At 72.7% G+C, this 20,338-nt stretch carries 16 protein-coding genes; 8 read left to right on the forward strand and 8 right to left on the reverse strand.

The window, feature by feature from the left end; genetic code table 11:
* Positions 1 to 12 precede the first annotated feature (12 nt).
* Positions 13 to 951 carry an SCO2102 family sporulation regulator gene (locus tag IE212_RS31225; RefSeq protein WP_190201336.1) on the forward strand — a complete coding sequence of 313 codons (939 nt, stop codon included), beginning with the start codon at positions 13 to 15 and terminating at the stop codon, positions 949 to 951.
* Between the two features lie 28 nt (positions 952 to 979).
* Here IE212_RS31225 and IE212_RS31230 read toward each other — a convergent pair whose 3' ends face one another.
* The 4 genes from IE212_RS31230 to IE212_RS31245 all read right to left on the reverse strand — a co-directional run bounded on the left by IE212_RS31230 (position 980) and on the right by IE212_RS31245 (position 6,411).
* Positions 980 to 2,473, reverse strand: a complete 1,494-nt coding sequence (locus tag IE212_RS31230) for a phytoene desaturase family protein (protein WP_190201337.1) — start codon at positions 2,471 to 2,473, stop codon at positions 980 to 982.
* A gap of 416 nt (positions 2,474 to 2,889) precedes the next feature.
* Positions 2,890 to 3,519 (reverse strand): TetR/AcrR family transcriptional regulator, encoded by a 630-nt coding sequence (locus tag IE212_RS31235; protein WP_190201338.1) that lies wholly within the window; start codon positions 3,517 to 3,519, stop codon positions 2,890 to 2,892.
* Between the two features lie 56 nt (positions 3,520 to 3,575).
* Entirely contained in the window at positions 3,576 to 5,660 is a 2,085-nt protein-coding gene (locus IE212_RS31240) for a YhgE/Pip family protein (RefSeq protein ID WP_190201339.1), read from the reverse strand.
* Entirely contained in the window at positions 5,632 to 6,411 is a 780-nt protein-coding gene (locus tag IE212_RS31245; protein WP_190201376.1) for an ATP-binding cassette domain-containing protein, read from the reverse strand. Before IE212_RS31245 ends, IE212_RS31240 begins: the two co-directional genes overlap by 29 nt.
* 189 nt (positions 6,412 to 6,600) lie before the next feature.
* On the opposite strand from IE212_RS31245, the gene IE212_RS31250 reads away from it, so the two are divergent.
* From IE212_RS31250 to IE212_RS31260, 3 genes are all read left to right on the forward strand, one after another.
* Positions 6,601 to 7,164 (forward strand): SAV_6107 family HEPN domain-containing protein, encoded by a 564-nt coding sequence (locus IE212_RS31250; RefSeq protein ID WP_190201340.1) that lies wholly within the window; start codon positions 6,601 to 6,603, stop codon positions 7,162 to 7,164.
* 210 nt (positions 7,165 to 7,374) lie between these two features.
* Positions 7,375 to 8,181, forward strand: coding sequence for a methyltransferase (locus IE212_RS31255; RefSeq protein ID WP_190201341.1), 807 nt, complete (start codon positions 7,375 to 7,377; stop codon positions 8,179 to 8,181).
* Positions 8,182 to 8,458: 277 nt separating this feature from the next.
* Entirely contained in the window at positions 8,459 to 8,857 is a 399-nt protein-coding gene (locus IE212_RS31260; RefSeq protein WP_190201342.1) for an SCO2097 family morphological protein, read from the forward strand.
* Between the two features lie 118 nt (positions 8,858 to 8,975).
* On the opposite strand, the gene IE212_RS31265 is transcribed toward IE212_RS31260, so the two are convergent.
* The 4 genes from IE212_RS31265 to IE212_RS31280 all read right to left on the reverse strand — a co-directional run bounded on the left by IE212_RS31265 (position 8,976) and on the right by IE212_RS31280 (position 14,674).
* Entirely contained in the window at positions 8,976 to 11,369 is a 2,394-nt protein-coding gene (locus IE212_RS31265) for a transglutaminase TgpA family protein (protein WP_190201343.1), read from the reverse strand.
* On the reverse strand, positions 11,369 to 12,730 hold the full coding sequence (locus IE212_RS31270; protein ID WP_190201344.1) for a DUF58 domain-containing protein: 1,362 nt from the start codon (positions 12,728 to 12,730) through the stop codon (positions 11,369 to 11,371). Before IE212_RS31270 ends, IE212_RS31265 begins: the two co-directional genes overlap by 1 nt.
* Positions 12,730 to 13,770: an AAA family ATPase gene (locus IE212_RS31275; RefSeq protein ID WP_190201345.1), complete on the reverse strand. Its 1,041-nt coding sequence runs from the start codon at positions 13,768 to 13,770 to the stop codon at positions 12,730 to 12,732. The genes IE212_RS31270 and IE212_RS31275 overlap by 1 nt, the downstream gene beginning before the upstream one ends.
* A 292-nt stretch (positions 13,771 to 14,062) precedes the next feature.
* Positions 14,063 to 14,674 (reverse strand): beta-class carbonic anhydrase, encoded by a 612-nt coding sequence (locus IE212_RS31280; protein ID WP_190201346.1) that lies wholly within the window; start codon positions 14,672 to 14,674, stop codon positions 14,063 to 14,065.
* A 308-nt stretch (positions 14,675 to 14,982) separates the two neighbouring features.
* Here IE212_RS31280 and rsmH point away from each other — a divergent pair, with 308 nt between their 5' ends.
* From rsmH to IE212_RS31300, 4 genes are all read left to right on the forward strand, one after another.
* Positions 14,983 to 15,939, forward strand: a complete 957-nt coding sequence (gene rsmH, locus IE212_RS31285) for a 16S rRNA (cytosine(1402)-N(4))-methyltransferase RsmH (RefSeq protein ID WP_190201347.1) — start codon at positions 14,983 to 14,985, stop codon at positions 15,937 to 15,939.
* Between the two features lie 31 nt (positions 15,940 to 15,970).
* On the forward strand, positions 15,971 to 16,420 hold the full coding sequence (ftsL, locus tag IE212_RS31290; protein ID WP_190201348.1) for a cell division protein FtsL: 450 nt from the start codon (positions 15,971 to 15,973) through the stop codon (positions 16,418 to 16,420).
* Between the two features lie 244 nt (positions 16,421 to 16,664).
* A complete protein-coding gene (locus IE212_RS31295; RefSeq protein ID WP_308430261.1) occupies positions 16,665 to 18,623 on the forward strand; it encodes a peptidoglycan D,D-transpeptidase FtsI family protein in 1,959 nt (652 codons plus the stop codon).
* A 181-nt stretch (positions 18,624 to 18,804) separates the two neighbouring features.
* On the forward strand, positions 18,805 to 20,325 hold the full coding sequence (locus IE212_RS31300; protein ID WP_190201350.1) for a UDP-N-acetylmuramoyl-L-alanyl-D-glutamate--2,6-diaminopimelate ligase: 1,521 nt from the start codon (positions 18,805 to 18,807) through the stop codon (positions 20,323 to 20,325).
* Positions 20,326 to 20,338: the final 13 nt, after the last annotated feature.

Consider the following 20,338-nt stretch of genomic DNA (forward strand, 5'->3'; position numbering starts at 1 on the left):
AGAGGGGCGTACATGGGCTGGACGGTCCTCTACATCGCGTTCGGCGTCGTCGCGCTGTGGCTGCTGGGCGAGGTGCTGCTGCAGTACAAGGCGCGGCTGCGCTGGCGGCTGCTCGCCTTCGCCGGTTTCCTGGGCGTCGTGGTCGGTGTGCTCATCCCGTCGGTCGTCGTGATCGGCCTGGGCGCGGCCGCCTTCGCCGTCGGGCAGACCTACGTCACCCTGTCGTTCCGCAGCGGCTTCTCCGCCGGCTGGGCGATGAACGCGCCGGCGCTGGGCGGCAGCAAGCGCCGGCGGGGTGAGCGCGGCCGCCAGGAGCCGGTCCTCGAGGTCTCGGGCCTGGAAGCGGCCGACGGCGGTTACGGCGACGAGGGCGCCGACTACCACCGCGACACCGCCGCCCACGGCCAGGACGACGACTACGACCACGACGACGTCTTCAGCCCGGCCCGCTCCAGCCGCGCGACGGACGCCGGGACCACGGCCGTCTACGAGCCGCAGCCGATGCCCGAGGACTCCGGTTCCTACGGCGTCTACGGCGACACCGGGTACCACTCGGGCTCGTCCCACGACCAGTACGCCGCCACGGCCCAGGGCGCCGACCAGTCCTACGCCTACGACTACTCGGGCTACGGGCAGCAGGAGGGCTACGACGCCTCCGGCCAGCAGCAGTACGCCGCCTACTCCGACCCGTACATCGGCACCGGGACCTACGGCTCGAATTCGTACGACACCGGCTACGGCGACCAGCAGTACTACGGCCAGCAGAGCTACGGCCAGGACCAGTACGCCGGCACCTACGGCGGTGAGTCCCCGCCCGGCGGTGTGTGGGTGCCGCAGCAGCGCGACACCGACGAGTACGGTCACGAACTGCCGCAGGAGCAGACGTATCCGTACCAGAGCCAGGGGCAGCAGGCGCACGGCAACGGCTTCGACGAGCAGTACCGCTTCTGAAGCCCGGCTCCGTCCGGGGCCGGAGTGCTCACTGCGAGCCCCGGAAGTCCGGCCCCTCCACGATCAGTCCCGCGACCAGCGCGCCCGACATGCCGGCGTGCGGCAGTCCGCCACCAGGATGCGCCCAGCCGCCGACGGCGAACAGTCCGGGCACGCGCGTGCTGTTGGACGGGTGCAGCAGCCGCCCGCCGGCCGCGGCCAGTGCCGGGACCGGCACCGCTCCACCCTCCGCGCCCGTCGCGTCCGCGATGTGAGCAGGAGTGCGCACCTCGTGCCAGAGGATGCGGTCGCGCAGGCCGGGTACGGCGCGCTCGGCGACGTCGATCATGTGCTCGGCATGCTGCTCGAAGGGCCGGCCGGGGAGCGCGGGCACCACCGCGCTCAGGGCGACCGCCTCGTGGTCCGGGCCCGGGACCAGGGCCGGGTCGTCGGGCCGCATGATCGTGACCGTGGGGCGTAGGTCCCGCGCCGCCGTGCCGGACAAGGCCTCCAACTCGGCCTCCCGGTCCGCCGTGTGCACCACCGTGCGGTGTGCCGTGCCCGCGGGGCGGCCGCCGCGCAGGGCCAGCAGCACCGTGAGCCGGCTGGCCGCCGGGGGCTGCGGCGGCACCTCGCCGTCGCCCCGCACCCCGGTCCCCGCCGTCAGCCGGTCCAGCGTGCCGGGCGCGACACCGGCGACCACGAAGTCCGCCTCCGCGAGAGTCCCGTCGGCGAGTTCCACCCCCGACACCCGGCCGTCCTTCTCCCGCACCCCGGCCACCTCGGCCCCGAACCGGAACTCGACCCTGCGGGCCACGCACCGCTCGTAGACCGCCCGGGCCAGCTCGCGCAGTCCGCCGCGCACGTACCAGGTGCCGAAGGCGTGCTCCAGGTACGGCAGTACGGCCGCGCTCGCCGGGGTGCTCCGCGGGTCGAGGCCGTACCGGACGGCGTGGCTCTCCAGGAGGGCGGCGAGCCGGGCGTCCCGCAGTTCCCAGGCCGCGACCTCGGCGAGCGTGCCGGCCCGGCGGGTGCGCAGCAGCCGCTTGCGGGGCGCCGCCGGGTACGGCTCGCGCCCGGCCAGCACCTGCCAGTTCGGCCACAGCGGCTCCTCCAGCAGCGGCCGGCGGGTCCGGTCCCAGGCCTCGCGGGCCCGCACCAGGAAGTCGCCCCACCGCTCGCCGGTCCCGGAGCCGAGCGCCTCGTCCAGCGCCGCCACGACGCCCGCGCGTGAGGCGTTCGGCAGTGACACCTCCGTGCCGTCGGCGAACACGTGCCGGGACGACGGGTCGACCTGGACCAGCTCGACGCAACGCTCCAGCGGCTCCTTGCCGGTCTTGACGAACAGGTCGCGGTAGACGGCGGGCAGCGGGAGCAGGCCGGGGCCCGTGTCGAAGCAGAACCCGTCGCGCTCCAAGCGGCGCAGCGCTCCGCCGTACGTGTCCGTCCGCTCGTACACCACCACCCGGTGGCCCGCGACGGCCAGCCGGGCGGCGGCCGCCAGCGCGCCCATCCCGGCGCCGATCACCGCAATCCGTGCCATGCCAGGGACTTTATCGGCCCGCACGGACAGCTCCCGCGGGCGGAGCGTTCTGGGGTCGGGTGCGCAGCCCTGAGTACGCGTACCTAGCCGGGGAGTTGAGTACGCGCGCGGATGGGGGACGAACCGTGGGAACGAGAGAGTGGAGACACGGAGAGGGGCACGGCTCCGGCACCGGCGACACGGGGCGCCGGAACGGGGCCGGGCCCGCGATCCGCTCCTTCCGCCGGCGGCGTCGGCGGGAGCGAGGCACGGGGAGAACCGGGGGACGACCGAACGGGGGTCCTGCGGGTCCTGCGGGGGACGCACGGGGGAGCAGGGCGAACGGGGGAGCAGGGAAGGCGCCGGTTCGAGGTGGCCCGCGGGGGACGCGGCCACACCGGACCGGCGCTTTCACATGTGCGCGCGCCGCCGTCCGGTCAGCGGCAGCCGCTGACCCGTCCCTGGAGCAGTCGGGACAGGGCCGCGTGGACGTCGTCCAGGGAGCGCTCCGCCTGGAAGGACTTCCAGTCGAGAGCGGCCACCAGGACCATGCCGACCAGCGCGGACGCCGTCAGCGGGACGTCGATCTCGTCGCTGAACTCGCCGCCCGCCACGCCCTCGCTCAGCACGCCCTCCACGACCGCGACGGCCTGCTGCCGGACCACCATCAGCGTGGACTGCCAGGTCCGGTTGGTACGCCACAGCTCGGCCACGTACAGCTGGGTGAAGGCCGGGTAGCGATCGATGAAGACCAGCCCCGCGCGGATCATCGCGTCCAGGGCGTCGACCTTCGTGCCGCCCTCCCGCTCGGTCCGCTCGGCCGCCTCCCGCAGTGAGGCGGTGAGGAGGCCGACCCCGTGCCGCAGCAGTTCCTCGAAGAGGACGGACTTGCTCGCGAAGTTGTAGTAGACCGTTCCCTTCGCCACCCCGGCGCGTTCGGCGATCTCGTCCACGGTCGTGGCGGAGAATCCCTGCTCGGCGATGAGTGTGACCGCCGCCTCGTAGAGCTTCTGCCGGGTGGCCTCGCGGCGCGTGCTGCCGCCCGACGCGGCACTGCTGCTTTCCATGGCCCTGATTCTCACAGGAACCTCTCCGGAAGATCGGGGTGAGGCGACGGAAGGGCTCACAGACTCAGCTCCGGGTGCAGCCGGTCCAGCGTCCACACCTGGCGGCGACGGGCCGCCACGGCGGTCAGCGCGACGGCACCCGCGGTGAACGCCGTCAGCACCACGCACGCCTGCCACACGGGTTCCATGCCGCCGCCGGTGATGAGCCTTCTGAGGGCCTCGACGACGTAGCTCATCGGCAGGAAGGGGTGGAGCGCGTTGAAGAAGCCGGGACTGGTCTGCACGGGATAGGTGCCCCCCGCCGAGGTCAGCTGGAGCATCAGCAGCGCGAGGACGAGGATCCGGCCGGCCGCCCCGAAGCGCGCGTTCAGCCACTGCACGATCGCCGCGAAGCAGGCCGTCACCAGGAACAGGAAGCTAACCGTTCCGGCCGCCCGGGCCATCTCCAGGCCGACCGCCCAGTGCAGCACCGACATCAGGGCCACCGTCTGCAGCACCCCGATCGCCACCACCGGCAGCCAGCCCGCCAGCGCGATCCGCCACGCCGAGGCACCCGCGGCCAGCGCACGCCGGTTCATGGGCGTGATCAGCATGTAGGCGACCATCGCGCCCACCCACAGGGAGAGCGGGATGAAGTACGGGGCGAAACCGGTGCCGTAGTTGGGTGCCTTGTGCAGGTCCTGGGAGGCGAGCCGCACGGGGTCGGCCATGACCTCGGTGCGCCGGTCGCGGTCCTGCTTGTCGTAGTCGGGGATCTTCTCCGCCCCGTCGTGCAGGCCGCCGGCGAGCTTCCCGGACCCGCCGACGAGCTTGAAGATGCCGCCGTTGAGGTCGTCCGCGCCCGTCTTCAGCTCGCCGACGCCCTGGTCCAGGGCGACGGAACCGTCCTTGGCCTTGCCGAGCCCCGAGTGCAGCTTCTTGGCGCCCGCGGCGACCTTGGCAGCCCCGTCGTTCAGCTTGTTGATCTTCTCGACGGCGTCGTCCAGGTCCTCGGAGAGTCGCGGTGCCCGGTCGGCGAGCGCCTGGGACCGCTTCTGCAGGGTGGCGAGGTTCTTGTCGAGCCGGTCCAGGTCGCCGTTCTGGTCCGCGATCAGCGTGTTGAGGTCGTCCGCGATGGTGGACACGTCGGCCACCGCGTCCCTGGCCTTCTTCAGGTCGGCGCAGGCGGCGTCGGGCAGCACCGGGTCGTCGCAGCGCCGTGCGTAGACGTCGTTCAGCGTGCCGGACGCCGCGCGGGCGCCCTTGGCGGCGCCCGGGGCCCTGTCCGCCAGGGTGTCCAGGTGCCTGCGCATCGCCCCGGAGGAGTCGGCGACGAGCTGAGCCGCGTCGCCGATGCTCTTCTCGTCTCCCCTGATGAAGGGGCCCACCTTGGCGGACTTGCCGTTGACCCAGTCGGCGAGCTTGCGCGTGCCGTCGGCGACGCCCTGCGAACCGGTCTCCAGGGCGCCCGCGCCCTTGGTGAGCTTCCGCAGGGCCCGGGACAGCTCGCCACTGCCGTTCCTGGCGTCCCGCAGGCCGTCGGCGAGGTCCTTGGAGCCCTTCTCGGCCTTGCCTATGCCGCCCTTGAGCTGGTCGGCCCCCTTCGCCGCCCGCACGGTCTTGCCGTGGATGTCGGAGAACGAGACGAAGATCTTGTCCAGGAAGGACCGGGAGGTCTTCGTGGACGCCGCCTGCCGCACCTCGCTGAACACGGTCCGGGAGATCTGCCCGACGATGTAGTTGTTCGCGTCGTTGGTGCGCACCTGGAGGGCGCCGGACTCGGGGGAGCTCCCGGAACTGGAGGCGATCCGTTCGCTGAAGTCGGCGGGCATGGTGAGCGACAGGTAGTACGTGCCGTCCTCGACGCCCCTGCGGGCCTCGGCGGCGCTCACCTCGTGCCAGTCGAAGGTCTTGCTGTCGCGCAGCCGCTCGGTGATGTCGTCCCCCGCCGTGATCCTCTTCCCGTCAGCGCTCGCGCCCTTGTCGTCGTTCACGAGCGCCACCGGGATGCGGTCCAGACGGCCGTACGGGTCCCAGAACGACCACAGGTACAGCGCGCCGTACAGCAGCGGCAGCACCAGCAGCGCGACCAGTGCGGCGCGCGGCAGCTTCCCCCGGCCGAAGCGGCGGAGTTCAAGCGCGGCCAGTTTCGGTGAGCGCATCGGCCTTCTCCTCTCCCTGATCGGCGTCGGTCTCGTCGGTGGCCCGGCCCGGGGTGTCGCTCCCGCTCTCCTGGGTGGTCACTCTGACCGCGTCCTCGGGGGCCTCGGCGCACACCGCCACGACCGTCGTCCCGGCGTCCGCGACGGACCTGAGCAGGCCCCAGACGTCGTCGCGCTCGCCGTCCGAGAGCTTGAGGTCGGTGTCGTCGATCCCGAGCAGCCGAGGCCGGCCGACCAGGGCGAGAGCGACCGACAGCCGCAGCGCCTCCAGGCGCTCCAGATCGCGTACGGCCGTGCGGGGGCCCTTGGGCAGCGTCTCCAGATCGAGACCGGCGGCGGCCAGTGCCTCGCCGACGCGCAGCCCGGCCTCGGCGGCCCGTTCGCTCCGGGGGCGCAGCAGACCGCGCAGGGAGTCGCCGAACCGCCGCTGCAGCAGCGCCCGTTCCCGCAGGTGCTCACCGACGGTGAGGGCCGGGTCGAGGTCGGTGACCCCGGGCACATGGGCCAGGGCGCTGACGCGGCGCACCGCCGCCATCTCCTTGGGAAGCGCGGCCTCACCGACGGTGGCGGTGCCTTCCGTGAGCTTCATCCGACCGGTCAGCGCCAGCAGCAGGCACGTCCGGCCGGACCCGGACGGGCCTTCGACCGCGACGACCGATCCCGGCCCGGCGTCCACGGACACCCCTCGGAACGCCCATCCGCGCGGGCCCTTCAGGCCCAGGCCCTCGGCGGCGACCCGGACTCCTCCCACTCGTTCCCCCACGAGTCTCCTTCGATCGTGAACTTTTTGAACTGACTGGTCAGTGCAAAAACTACTCCGAACTCAGGACCGAGGCAAAACGGCAGGTCAGAACGGATTGTCAGTGCCATACCTCACGATGGGTCACATACGGCACTCCGTGGCAGGAGACGCCGTCACGCAGACGACAGGAGGTTCGTCATGGCCAGCTACCCCGCAGCAGCCGCCCGCCGGCGCCGCGCCACCGGCCCTGCCCCCTCACTGACCGGCCCGGCGAGCGACGTGCACCCCGTGCTGCGCCGGACCACGGCCCCGCCCGCAGCCCTCGACCTGCTCGCCCAGGCCCGCGCGGGCCTGGAGGAGGCGACCGTCCTGGAAACACCGAACGAGCGGTACGCGACGGCCCACCTCGCGGCCCTGCGCACCGCCGCCGCCGTGCTCGCCGCCCGCGGGCGGCCCGAGACCTCGCCCCGGGCCCGCGCCAAGATCAGGAGCGCGTGGGAAGTGCTCCCCGAGATCGCGCCCGAACTGACCGAGTGGAGCGCGCTGTTCGCCGCCGGCGCCCGGCGCCGCGCCCGGGCCGAGGCGGGCATCCAGGGCGCGGCCACCAACCGGGACGCCGATGACCTGATACGCGACGTGGCGATGTTCCTCCGCCTCGTCGAGCGCATGCTCGTCCTCCAACCGGTCCTCCCGCAGCCGCGACCGAACCGGGACGAGCCGGAGGCCCTGGGTGCGGGCGGGGACATGCCGGACGCGGGCTGACGGGGAGCGGCGGGGTCGGCCGCGCGAGGGCGGCGGCTCATGACGGGCAGCGCGGCCACGGCACGGTGGGGACCGGGCCATGCCTGCCACCTCGCCGGAGGCAATAGGGTGGGAGACGCCTGAAGTCTTCCCGTCCGTATCCGGACCGGGGAAGACGCCCCCTTCGCTCCGCCGCGCAAGAGGCGGTGCCGTGCCGAGGAGTCAACTGACGTGTCGGACCCGATGCGCCCCCGCGCCTCACTCCGTACCGCCGTGGTCTGGGAGGTCCTCCAGGACGCCCTGGACCGCCGGGTCAAGGCCACGGGTCGGGAGTCGCTGGACGTCCTCGACACCGGGGGCGGCAGCGGCAACTTCGCGGTGCCCCTCGCCCGCCTCGGACACCGGGTCACCGTCGTCGATCCGAGCCCCAACGCGCTGTTCGCCCTGGAGCGCCGCGCCGCCGAGGCCCAGGTCGCCGACCGGGTGAAGGGCGTACAGGGCGACGCCCACGGCCTCTTCGACGTGGCCGAGCGCGGCGGCTACGACGTGGTGCTGTGCCATGGCGTCCTGGAGTACGTGGACGATCCGGCCGAGGGCGTCCGCAACGCGGTGGCCGCACTGCGCCCCGAAGGCGTCCTCAGCCTGCTCGCCGCCGGTCTCGGCGGTGCCGTGCTCTCCCGTGCCCTCGCCGGTCACTTCAAGGAGGCCAAGCAGGCGCTCGACGACCCGAACGGCCGATGGGGCACGGGTGACCCCGTCCCGCGCCGGTTCACCGCCGAGCAGCTCACCGGCCTGATCGAGGCCGCGGGTCTGCGGGTCGGCGCCGTGCACGGCGTGCGGGTCTTCGCCGACCTCGTGCCCGGCGTCCTCGTGGACACCGAACCCGGAGCGGTGGAAGCGCTGCTGAAGCTGGAGGAGGCCGCGGCCGAGCTTCCCGCCTTCCGTTCGGTCGCCACGCAGCTGCACGTGCTCGGTGAGACCGGTGAGACAGTCCAGACCAATGGGGCCAGTGAGGCTGAAGGGGCTCGCGAGGTCTGAGCCGCTTCCTGAGGGACCACCGCTGATCAGCACCTTGACTGTGCATGGAGTACGCCACAGGCCCCCCGAACGGGTGCCTGGCGCCGTATGATCGAGGGAGACCGTTACGGCATGACGGGTCGGCCGCCGGGGAATGGAAGCCTCAGCGGGCCGGGACGTGATGGCAGGTTCCGGTTGGCCAATTGGCGCAGAGGGGCGGGTTTCACGGGGGCGATTCCCTGCCTATCCTGAAGGGACCCCCGGGTCGCCCCGGCGACTGCACGATGAGGAGGACTCCGTGCCGCTCTCGGAGCACGAGCAGCGCATGCTCGAGCAGATGGAGCGAGCGCTGTACGCCGAAGATCCCAAGTTCGCGACGGCGCTCGAGGGAAGCGGGCTGCGTACGTACACCCGGCGACGGGTCTACCAGGCGGTCGCGGGCTTCCTTGTGGGTATTGCGCTCCTCATGGCCGGTATGGTCGCCAAGCAGGTCTGGCTCAGCGTCGTGGGCTTCCTCGTCATGCTGGGGTGCGCGGTGCTCGCCGTGACCGGCTGGCGGAAGGCTCCCAAGCCGGGTGAACAGGTGGCGGGGGGCGGAGGGCACCAGGCCCGCCGTCAGAGCCGGCAGCGGCGCTCCATGATGGACCGCATCGAGCAGCGCTGGCAGAAGCGGCGCGACGAGCAGGGCGGCCATTAGCCCGCAGCGCGGCTCTCCAGGACTACGCGTAGACGTGAGTCAGGGGGTGACCACCGACTCGGTGGTCACCCCCTGACTCATGTCCACGCCCTGTGCATGGCCCTGGGCTCCGGCGCCCTCAGCCCTGCTGCCCCGAGGCCTTCCGCCACACCGGCCGCAGTGCGACGGCACGCCTGCCCAGCCCCGACCACCAGGCCGACGCCGCCCACACCACACGCACGGTGGAGCGCGGCACGAGAACCGCGCGGAGCCCGGCCCCGCGGCCGGCCGTCGCGCGCAGGCCCGCCGTCACACGGTGGACGTCTTCGGTGAGGCCCGCCGTCGGCCGGGGACGCGGTGCGTACAGGACCCGCTCCACCGCGTCCGCCACCCGGTGCACCGAGGCCGCGGCCGACGCGTCGAGGTCGCCCAGCCGCACGATCCGGGCGGCCGCCTTGCGCGAGGTCAGCGACTCGTCGGGCGGAATGCCGAAGTCCCACGCGGTGTCGGTCAGCTCCTGCCAGACGGCCAGCGTGCGCGGTACCGTGTCCGCCTCGCCGCGGCCATGCGCCCCCAGCCGTGCCGCGCGGATCCGCGTCCGCCACAGCATCGGTGCCAGCGGCAGTGCCGCCACCGCGAGGCCGGCGAGGACCCAGCCCAGGATCGCGTACCACTTCGGGCCGCCGTCGTCCGTGGGCAGCACCGCCTGCGGGGAGTCACTCGCACACCCGCCGTCCAGCTTCTTCTGCTCCGGCGTGCAGCTCTCACTCGCCGAGGGCGCCGCCGAAGGCGCCGCGGACGACGTCTCGGTCGGGCGCACCACGTCCGGTACCGAGCTGCCGGAGTCCTCCGGCAGCGTGTACGGCGGGATCGAGCCGCGGTTCGGTGTGGGCTCGAAGCGGGTCCAGCCCACACCCTCGAAGTACAGCTCCGGCCAGGCATGCGCGTCGCGCAGCCCCACCGACACCGAACCGTCCGCCTGCGGGGAGCCCGGCGCGAAGCCCACCGCGACCCGCGCCGGTATGCCCAGGGAGCGGGCCATCGCCGCCATCGCGAAGGAGAAGTGCACGCAGAAGCCCTGCTTGTCCCTCAGGAAGCGGGCGATCGCGTCCGAGCCGCTGCCGACCTGCACCCGGGTGTCGTACTCGAAGCCGCCGGTCACCGCGAACCAGTCCTGCAGCTCGACCGCCCTGTCGTACGGACTGGCGGCGCCCGCTGTGACCTGGCGGGCCGTGCGGGCCACCACCGGCGGCAGCGAGTCGGGAAGCCTGGTGAAGTCACGCCCGATGTCCGCCGGCGGTGGCGGCGCCGACGACAGCTGCTCAGCCGTCGGCTGCACGTCCAGGCTCTTGACCTGGTACGTCAGGCCACGCGTGTTCTGCCCGTGGTCGCCGACGAGGGTCATGCCCAGCGGCTCGTAGCGCCAGTTGCCCCTGATGTCCACGCCGCTCGGCGGATACGGCATGGGCAGCCAGTCCTGGGCGTACCAGCCGGCCGCCGTGATGGTGCTCTCGACCTCGGTGCGCTTGACGTCGGGGCCGAGGCCGACCGGGGTCGGGAACGTGCCGCCGGGGACGGCGGTGATGGACCGGCGGGACGGCTTCCAGGTGGTGCCGTCGAAGTCGTCCAGCGACACGATCCGCAGGTACAGGTCCGAGACGTCGGTCATCTTCGTCTTCACGGAGAGGACCTGCCGGTCCTCGTCCACGTTCAGACTGTCGCGCAGTGACACCAGCGGGTTCACGGCGGAGATCGTGCCGCCGCCGCCCGCGCCGCCGCCCGCACCCGTGCCCACCGAGTCCAGCAGGCCGCCGTTCATCGCGGGCAGGCCGACCGGCACCACCAGGGCGATGCCGAGCGCCACCGCGCCTATGCGCCGGCCGGCGCGGACCGGGGCGACGGCGCCGCTCGGCTCCCCTCCGGCCGTGCGCGGGGCACCGCCGAAGACCCGGCCCCACTGGGAGAGCCGGTCCCGCCCCTCGGCCAGGAGCAGCATCAGATAGCCGGCCGCCGCCACCAGGAACCACAGCCAGTCCGCGCCTCCGTCCGACAGACCCGCGGCCACCGAGTACAGCGCGAGCAGTGGCAGCCCGGCCGGGGCCGCGCTGCGGAAGGTCACCGCCAGGGTGTCCACCAGCAGCCCGATGATCAGGACACCACCGATCAGCATCAGCCGGATGCCGTCGGACTCCAGGGGCGCCGGTATCGCGTACCGCGCGATGTCCTCCCCGCCCTGGCGGAGCAGGAGCGCGAAGCGGTCGAGGGCCTGCGGTCCGGGCACCAGCCCGGCCAGGGCCTGCTCACGGACGAACACGAACGTCAGCATCAGCACCGTGACCACGGCCTGGGCCGCCACCGTCAGCGGACGGGCCAGCGGCACCCTGCGGGCCGCGGCGCCCACGCCGGACTGCACGGCCAGCAGGAAGGCGGCCTGCACGATCCACGTGACCGGTCTGACGAGGGGCAGCAGGGCGCACGCGGCCATCAGTGTGGCCGCCCACGCCCCCAGCGTCAGTCGTACCCGCCCGCTCATCACGGTCCCTCCCCGCCGCTCGCCGCGGCCACGCCCCTGCGCTCCCGGTCCGCGTGCCGCCACAGCTCGTCCAGCGAGGCGCCGCGCGGCACGCCCAGGGCCGTCCATCCCGCCTCACGCAGCAACCGCAGCCGCTCCCCGCTCCCGTCCAACGGGCCGGGCACGTCGCCCGGTTCCCGGATCCAGGTGTCGCTGTCCAGCACGAAGGCGACCGCGCCCTGGCTGCGGTGGCGCATCCGGGCCGCCACGGCCGCCTGCTCCTCGTCCAGGTCGCCGAGGAAGGCCACCAGCAGCCCCTCGTTCCCGCCGCGCAGCACGTCATAGGCCCGGGACAGGCCCGCGCCCTCGGAGTGGTCGATCACCGCGAGGGTGTCCATCAGCAGTCCGGCCGCGTCGGCCGACTCCTGGCTCGTGCCCGCGAAACCGTCCCCGCCCTCGCCGGGCACCGCGTTGCCGGTGTCCGTCAGCAGCCGGACCGACAAGCCCCGTTCGAGCATGTGCACCAGCACGGACGCGGCGCCCGCCACGGCCCACTCGAAGGCCGAGTCCGGGCCCGCGCCGTGGAAGGCGATGCCGCGGGTGTCGAGCAGCACCGTGCACCGGGCACGCTGCGGCTGCTCCTCGCGCCGCACCATCAGCTCGCCGTAGCGGGCGGTGGAACGCCAGTGCACCCGGCGCAGGTCGTCGCCGTGGCGGTACCCGCGCGGGATCACATCGTCCTCACCGGCCAGCGCGAGCGACCGCTGCCGACCGTCCCCGTACCCCTTCGCCTCGCCTCCGAGGCGCACCGGAGCCAGCGGTTCCACGCGCGGGATCACCGTCAGGGTGTCGTACGTCGAGAAGGACCGGGTCAGCTCGCACATGCCGAACGGATCGGTCAGACGCAGCTGGAGCGGGCCCAGCGGGTAGCGGCCGCGCAGGTCGGAGCGGACCCGGTAGGACACCTCGCGCCGGCCGCCCGCCTCCACCCTGTCGAGCACGAAACGGGGCCGCGGACCGAGCACGTACGGCACCCGGTCCTGGAGCATCAGCAGGCCCGTGGGCAGGCGCGAGACGTTGTCCATCCGCAGATGGACCCGGGACTCGCCGCCGGCCGGCACACGCGCGGGGGAGAGGCGCCGGCTGCCCGCGACCCGGTAGCGGGTGCGGTACAGCACCGTCGCGCAGACCAGCGGCAGCACCGCCAGCAGCAGACCCACGCGCAGCAGGTCGCTCTGCCCCAGCACGTAACTGCAGACGGCGGCCGCGACGCCGGCCGCCAGGAAGGAGCGTCCGCGGGTGGTCAGACCGGCCAGGGCGGTGCGGATGCCACCCTTCTCGTCCCGGTCGGCCTCCGCGTGCCCCGTCCCCGCGGTCGTCATCAGAGCCTCCGCGGCGGCTGCGAGGGATACGCCGGCACGCCTCGGCCCATGGCGCCGAAGCCGCTCTGCTGATGGGGCGCCGCCGGCACGGGGGTGCGCTGCAGGATCTCCTCGACGACCTGCTCGGCGGTACGGCGGTTGAGCTGGGCCTGCGCGGTGGGCAGCAGCCGGTGGGCCAGGACGGCGACGGCGAGTGCCTGCACGTCGTCCGGCAGGGCGTACTCCCGGCCGCTGAGGGCCGCGGTCGCCTTCGCCGCGCGCAGCAGGTGCAGCGTCGCACGCGGCGAGGCGCCCAGTCTCAGGTCGGGGTGCGTGCGCGTGGCGGCGACCAGGTCCACCGCGTAGCGCCGGACCGGTTCGGCGACGTGGACGCCGCGCACCGCCTCGATCAGCTTGAGGATCTCGTCCGCGTGGGCGACCGGCTGGAGGTCCTCCAGAGGCGAGACACCGCCGTGCACGTCCAGCATCTGCAGTTCTGCCTCCGCGCTGGGGTAGCCGACCGAGACCCGGGCCATGAAGCGGTCCCGCTGCGCCTCGGGCAGCGGGTAGGTGCCCTCCATCTCGACCGGGTTCTGCGTCGCCACCACCATGAACGGGCTGGGCAGCTCGTAGGTCGTGCCGTCGATGGTGACCTGGCGCTCCTCCATCGACTCCAGGAGCGCGGACTGCGTCTTCGGCGAGGCGCGGTTGATCTCGTCGCCGATCACCACCTGCGCGAAGATCGCGCCCGGCTTGAACTCGAAGTCACGGCGCTGCTGATCCCAGATGGACACACCGGTGATGTCCGACGGCAGCAGGTCCGGCGTGAACTGGATGCGCCGCACCGAGCAGTCGATGGACCGCGCCAGCGCCTTGGCCAGCATCGTCTTGCCGACTCCCGGGACGTCCTCGATCAGCAGATGTCCCTCGGCGAGCAGCACGGTCAGCGAGAGCCGTACGACCTCGGGCTTGCCCTCGATCACGCCTTCCACAGAATCCCGCACGCGCTCCACCACGGCGGTCAAGTCAGTGAGGCTCGCTCGATCGTCATAGGTCGTCACCCGGCCCTCCTCGGCCCTTCCCGCGCTCTCAGGGAGCACGGGATACCCCAATTTCCCGGGCCGACGCGCCAAGACGCTGGCCGGCCCACCCCGAACCACGGACCCCACGCCTGAAATGCTCAGCGTGACGCCACTCCCCCGCATTCTTGCTGCCGTTACCGATTCGTGTCACTCGACTGTGGACAACTGGCCGCGATATGTCGGCCTTGCATCCTTTTCGAATATGCGACTGACAGGCTTTCGGCAGCCACGGCAGGTGGTCTTCCGGGGTGGGCGGCCCTCAGCGCCCAGGTCAGGAGGCGGGGTCGACCTCGCGCAGGAGGCCCGTCTTCACGTCGAAGACAAATCCCCGCACGTCGTCCGTGTGCTCCAGGAACGGCGAGGTCCGAACCCGCTGCATCGACTGCCGCACGTCCTGGTCGACGTCCCTGAAGGACTCGACGGCCCAGGCCGGACGCTGGCCGACCTCCAGCTCCAGCTCGTTGCGGAAGTCCTCGGTGAGCGATTCCAGGCCACACCCGGTGTGGTGGATGAGCACGACGCTGCGCGTCCCCAGCTTCCGCTGGCTGATGGTCAGCGAACGGATCACGTCGTCGGTGACCACACCGCCCGCGTTGCGGATGGTGTGGCAGTCACCGAGCTGCAGGCCCAGCGCGGCGTGCAGGTCGAGACGGGCGTCCATGCAGGCCACGACGGCGACGTGCAGGACGGGGCGGGCGTCCATGCCGGGGTCGGTGAAGGCTGCCGCGTAACGCTGGTTCGCCTCCACGAGCCGGTCGGTGACGGTGCCGCCGGTGGTCGCGGCGTCCTGGCCAGTGGGAAACGATGCAGAAGTCGTCATACCCATGACGGTACTGGTCACGACTGTTCTCGGCCTGCTGTGAGAGGGGACAAAGAACGTCATCGGGCCTTGTAGTGAGGTAACCCACAAGGGTGGTGTGTTACGGGCCGCGACGCGCAGGCCGGTTGATTGACCGGGAGACAGGGTGGACTAAAGTGACGCGAAGCGGGAGGCGAGTCTCTCCCCGCTGGACTGCTTTTCCCGGAGACCCGGCGACGCCCGGCGATCTCCCCACGTGCGCGGCGCGTACGTACGGCTCGGCCTCCTCCCGCTCCCGGTCGGCTGACGCTTCCGGCGCCGGCGGGCCTCCCCTTCACGAGCGGGCGGGGACCCGGCGGTGCGTACGGCCGCGTCGGATCTGAGAGGGCCCCTTGAGTCAGAGTCGACACGTCCCGGTGATGCTCCAGCGGTGCCTGGATCTGCTGGCACCCGCCCTTCAGAGCCCGGACGCCGTGGTCGTCGACTGCACCCTCGGACTCGGCGGCCACAGCGAGGCGCTCCTCGAGAGGTTCCCCGAGGCCCGTCTCGTCGCCCTCGACCGCGACAAGGAGGCCCTGCGCCTGTCCGGTGAGCGCCTCGCGCCCTACGGCGAGCGCGCCACCCTCGTCCACGCCGTGTACGACGAACTCCCCGAGGTGCTGCACAAGCTCGGCATCGCGCGCGTGCGGGGCGTGCTGTTCGACCTCGGTGTCTCCTCCATGCAGCTCGACGAGGCCGACCGCGGCTTCGCCTACGCCCAGGACGCCCCGCTCGACATGCGCATGGACCAGACGGCCGGCGTCAGCGCCGCCGAGGTCCTCAACACCTACCCGCCGGGCGAACTCGTGCGCATCCTGCGCGCGTACGGCGAGGAGAAGCAGGCCAAGCGGATCGTGAGCGCGATCGTGCGCGAGCGGGAGAAGGAGCCGTTCAGCAACAGCGCGCGGCTGGTCGAACTGATCAGGGACGCGCTGCCGCAGGCCGCCAAGCGCACCGGCGGCAACCCGGCCAAGCGCACCTTCCAGGCCCTGCGCATCGAGGTCAACGGCGAACTCGCCGTGCTCGAGCGGGCGATCCCGGCCGCCGTGAAGGCGCTCGACGTGGGCGGGCGGATCGCGGTGCTGTCGTACCACTCGCTGGAGGACCGGCTGGTCAAGCAGGTGTTCGCGGCGGGGGCCGCCACCACGGCGCCACCCGGGCTGCCCGTCGTGCCCGAGCGCTACCAGCCGCGGCTCAAGCTGCTCACGCGCGGTGCCGAACTCCCCACCGAGGGCGAGATCGCCGAGAACCGGCGTGCGGCACCGGCGCGGCTGCGGGGCGCCCAGCGCATCAGGGAGGACGTCGAGTGAGGCGTGTGCAGGCCGGACCGAGGGAGCCTGAGTGAGCAGCAAACCCGAACTGAAGGGGCGGGCGGCCCGACTCGCGCGACTCTTCCCGACCGGCCCCGGGCAGGCGGCCCGCACGCCCTTCGTCCTCCTGGTGGTCCTCCTCCTCGGCGGCGGGCTCATCTGCCTGCTGGTGCTGAACTCGGCCCTCAGCGAAGGCGCGTTCGAGCTCGACGACCTGCAGCGTGAGACCAAGAGCCTCACCGACGAGGAACAGGCCCTCCAGCGGGACATCGACGCCTACTCCGCCCCGGAGGCCCTCCAGCGGCGCGCCCGCGAACTCGGCATGGTCCCCGGCGGCGACCCCGCCTTCCTCGCCCCCGACGGCACCGTCAAGGGCGTCCCCAGCCCCGCCCCCGGCGCCCCGCTGACCGCCGCCCACATCCCCCTGGTCCTGGCCCCCGAGGCCATGACCGACGCCCCCGCCCCGATCCCCGGCAGGTGACGGAAGTGGATGACGACTTCGGCAGGCGCCCAGCGCGCCGCCGTGTGACGGGCCCAGGTGCGGCGTCCGCTCCCGGGGCCGCGGCGGGCCGGACCCTCGGCCGGGCGGCCGGGAGGCCCGCCGAGCCGTCCCCGGTCCGCACCGCCGGCCGCGAGGCCCGGTGCCGGCCCTGCCGGCGTCCGCCCGAAACCGTGTCCGCCGGCCCCCGGACCGGTCCGACTCCGACCCCCGGCAGGTGACGGAAGTGTCCGACAGGGAACCACCACGCCGCAGGGTGCCCGGCCCCGCCAGGCCGGTCCGCCCCGACGCCAGGCGCCGGCCCGGACCCGGTGCCCGGCCCGCGCGGCGCCCGGCGCAGGGACGTCCCAGGGCGCCCCGGCCGCTCCGGCTGGCCAGCCCCCGGCCCCGGCTGCGTCTGGTCGGGCTCGCCCTGACGCTGGTGCTGATCGCCTTCGTCGTCCGGCTCTTCCAGGTGCAGGCCGTCGACGCGAGCACGTACGCCGCGAAGGCCGAGCAGAACCGCTACGTCGGGCAGGTGCTCGCCGCGGACCGGGGCGAGATCACCGACCGGTCCGGTGTGGCCCTGGCGACCAGCGAGGACGCCTACGACATCACCGCCGACCCCACGATGTTCGCTCCGGGCCAGCTGAAGATCGGCGACGGGCCCGAGCAGGCGGCCGCGCTGCTCGCGCCGATCCTCGGCCAGGACCAGGAGACGCTGGTCAAGAAGCTGCGCCCGAAGAACGAGGCCCTGCGTTACGTCAAACTCGCCTCCCGCCAGACCCCGCAGGTGTGGAAGCAGATCAAGGACCTGAAGTCCGCGCTCGCCAAGAAGGCGGAGACGGACAAGTCCACGCCCAATGTTCTCTCGGGCGTCTTCTCCGTCGCCACCAGCAAGCGCGTGTATCCCAACGCCGACCTCGCCGCCGGAATACTGGGCTGGGTCAACGGCGAGGGCAAGCCCGGTGGCGGCATCGAGCTGCAGCTGGACAAGCAGCTCGCCGGCAAGGACGGCAAGATCCGCTACGCCCAGTCGGGCGGCCGCCTCGTCCCCACCGCGGGCTCCACCGAGACACCCGCCGTGCCCGGCAGCGACGTCGAGCTCACCATCGACCGCGACATCCAGTGGGCCGCCCAGAAGGCCATCTCCGACCAGGTGACGGAGTCCGCGGCCGACCGCGGCTACGTCATCGTCCAGGACACCCGCACCGGCGAGATCCTGGCCATGGCCAACTCACCCGGTTTTGACCCCAACGACCTGTCCGACGCCGACCCGGCCGCCCTCGGCAACGCCGCCGTCCAGGACGCCTTCGAACCCGGCTCCACCGCCAAGGTCATGTCGATGGCCGCCGTGCTGGAGGAGAACGCCGCCACCCCGATGACCCACGTCGTCGTGCCCAATCGGCTGCACCGCGGCGACCGGCTCTTCAAGGACGACATCGACCACCCGACCTGGTACCTGACCCTCAACGGCGTCCTCGCCAAGTCCAGCAACATCGGCACCATCCTCGCCACCGGCCAGCTGGGCAGGACCCAGGCCCAGGCCAACAAGGTCCTCTACCACTACCTGCGCGAGTTCGGCCTCGGCAGCGAAACCGGACTCGGCTTCCCCGGCGAGACCAACGGCATCCTCGCCCCGCCCGACAAGTGGTCGACCTCGCAGCAGTACACGATCCCTTTCGGCCAGGGCGTCTCCATCAACGCCATGCAGGCGGCGTCCGTGTACTCGACCATCGCCAACGGCGGCGTCCGCGTCGAACCCACGCTCGTCCGCGGCACCAGGGGGCCCGACGGCCGCTTCACCCCGGCCGCCAGGCCCGGGACGAAGCGCGTCGTGAGCGCGAAGACGGCGAAGACCCTCGCCCGGATGCTGGAGTCCGTGGTGGACGACGAGGAGGGCACCGGAACCAAGGCGCGCATCCCCGGCTACCGCGTCGCGGGCAAGACGGGCACGGCGAACCGCGTGGATCCGGCCACCGGCAAGTACCACGGCTACACGTCGTCGTTCGCCGGGTTCGCGCCCGCCGACAAACCACGCATCACCGTCTACTGCGCCATCCAGAACGCCACCAGCGGCAGCTACTTCGGCGGCCAGATCTGCGGCCCCGTATACAAGCAGGTCATGGAGTTCGCACTGAAGTCCCTCCAGGTCCCGCCGACCGGGGCCAAGCCCGCGAAGCTGCCGGTCACCTTCAGTCGCTGATCGGCCACACCCCCCGATCAGCACGGAACCAGCCAGGAACCACCTCGTGACAACGATCACCCCCGACCCCGGGAACCAGAGCGCCTCCGGCCCCTCACTTCGCCCGGAGGCGGGTACGCCCGGTACGCTCACCGCCGTGCCACACGCTGATCAGTCCCAAATCACCCAGAAGGGCCAACCCGTGACATACCCCGGGCCGCCCAGGCCGGTGCACGTCTCCGCCACACGTCTCGCGGAACTCGCCGGTCAGCTGGGTGCCACCGCGCCGGAGAGCGACGCCGAGGTCACGGGCATCACCCATGACTCGCGCGCCGTCCGTCCCGGCGACCTCTACGCCGCCCTCCCGGGCGCCCGTCTGCACGGCGCGGACTTCGTCAACCAGGCCGCGGGCCTCGGCGCCGCCGCCGTGCTCACCGACCCGACCGGCGCCGAGCGCGCCGCCGCGTCCGGGCTGCCGGTACTGGTCGTCGACGATCCGCGCGGGCGGATGGGCGAGCTGGCCGCCACGATCTACGGCCACCCCGGCCGGGACCTGCTCCAGATCGGCATCACCGGCACCTCCGGCAAGACCACCACCGCCTACCTGGTCGAGGGCGGCCTGAGGACGGTCCGGTCCACCGGCCTCATCGGCACGGTGGAGATGCGCATCGGCGACGAGCGCATCAAGTCCGAGCGCACCACCCCCGAAGCCACCGACCTGCAGGCCCTGTTCGCCGTCATGCGCGAACGCGGTGTCGACGCGGTCGCGATGGAGGTCTCCAGCCACGCCCTGGTCCTCGGCCGGGTCGACGGCTGTGTCTTCGACATCGGCGTCTTCACCAACCTCAGCCCGGAACACATGGAGTTCCACTCGGGCATGGAGGACTACTTCCAGGCGAAGGCGCAGCTCTTCACCCCGAAACGGGGCAAACTCGGCGTGGTCAACGTCGACGACGAATACGGGCGCAGGCTGGCCAAGGAGGCCACCGTCCCGGTCGTCACCTACTCCGCCGAGGGCCACCCCGACGCGGACTGGCGCGCCGAGGACGTCCAGGTCGGCCGGCTGGACTCGACGTTCACCGTCATCGGCCCCAAGGGCGAGCGGATCGCCGCCAAGTCGCCGCTGCCGGGCCCCTTCAACGTGGCCAACACCCTCGCCGCGATCGTCGCCCTCGCCGTCGCCGGGCTGGACCCGCAGGCCGCCGCCGACGGCGTCGCCGCCGTGCCCGGCGTGCCGGGCCGCCTGGAGCGGGTCGACGCCGGACAGCCGTACCTCGCGGTCGTCGACTACGCCCACAAGACCGACGCCGTCGAGTCCGTGCTGCGGGCCCTGCGCAAGGTCACCGAGGGCAAGCTGCACATCGTCCTCGGATGCGGTGGCGACCGCGACAGGACCAAGCGCGAGCCCATGGGCGCCGCCGCCGCCCGGCTCGCCGACACGGCCGTACTGACCTCCGACAACCCCCGCTCCGAGGACCCCCTCGCGATCCTCGCCACGATGCTCCAGGGCGCGGCCTCGGTGCCCGCCTACGAGCGCGGCGAGGTGGCCGTCTTCGAGGACCGGGCCGCCGCGATCGCGGCCGCCGTCGCCCGCGCCGAGCCCGGCGACACCGTCCTGGTCGCGGGCAAGGGCCACGAGCAGGGCCAGGACATCGCCGGGGTGGTCCGTCCCTTCGACGACCGCCAGGTGCTTCGCGAAGCCATCCAGAAGACCCAGGGATGAAATCCCGCATGAT

Origin of the sequence: Streptomyces djakartensis (assembly GCF_014651075.1) — a bacterium.
GTDB classification, from domain to species: Bacteria; Actinomycetota; Actinomycetes; order Streptomycetales; family Streptomycetaceae; genus Streptomyces; species Streptomyces djakartensis.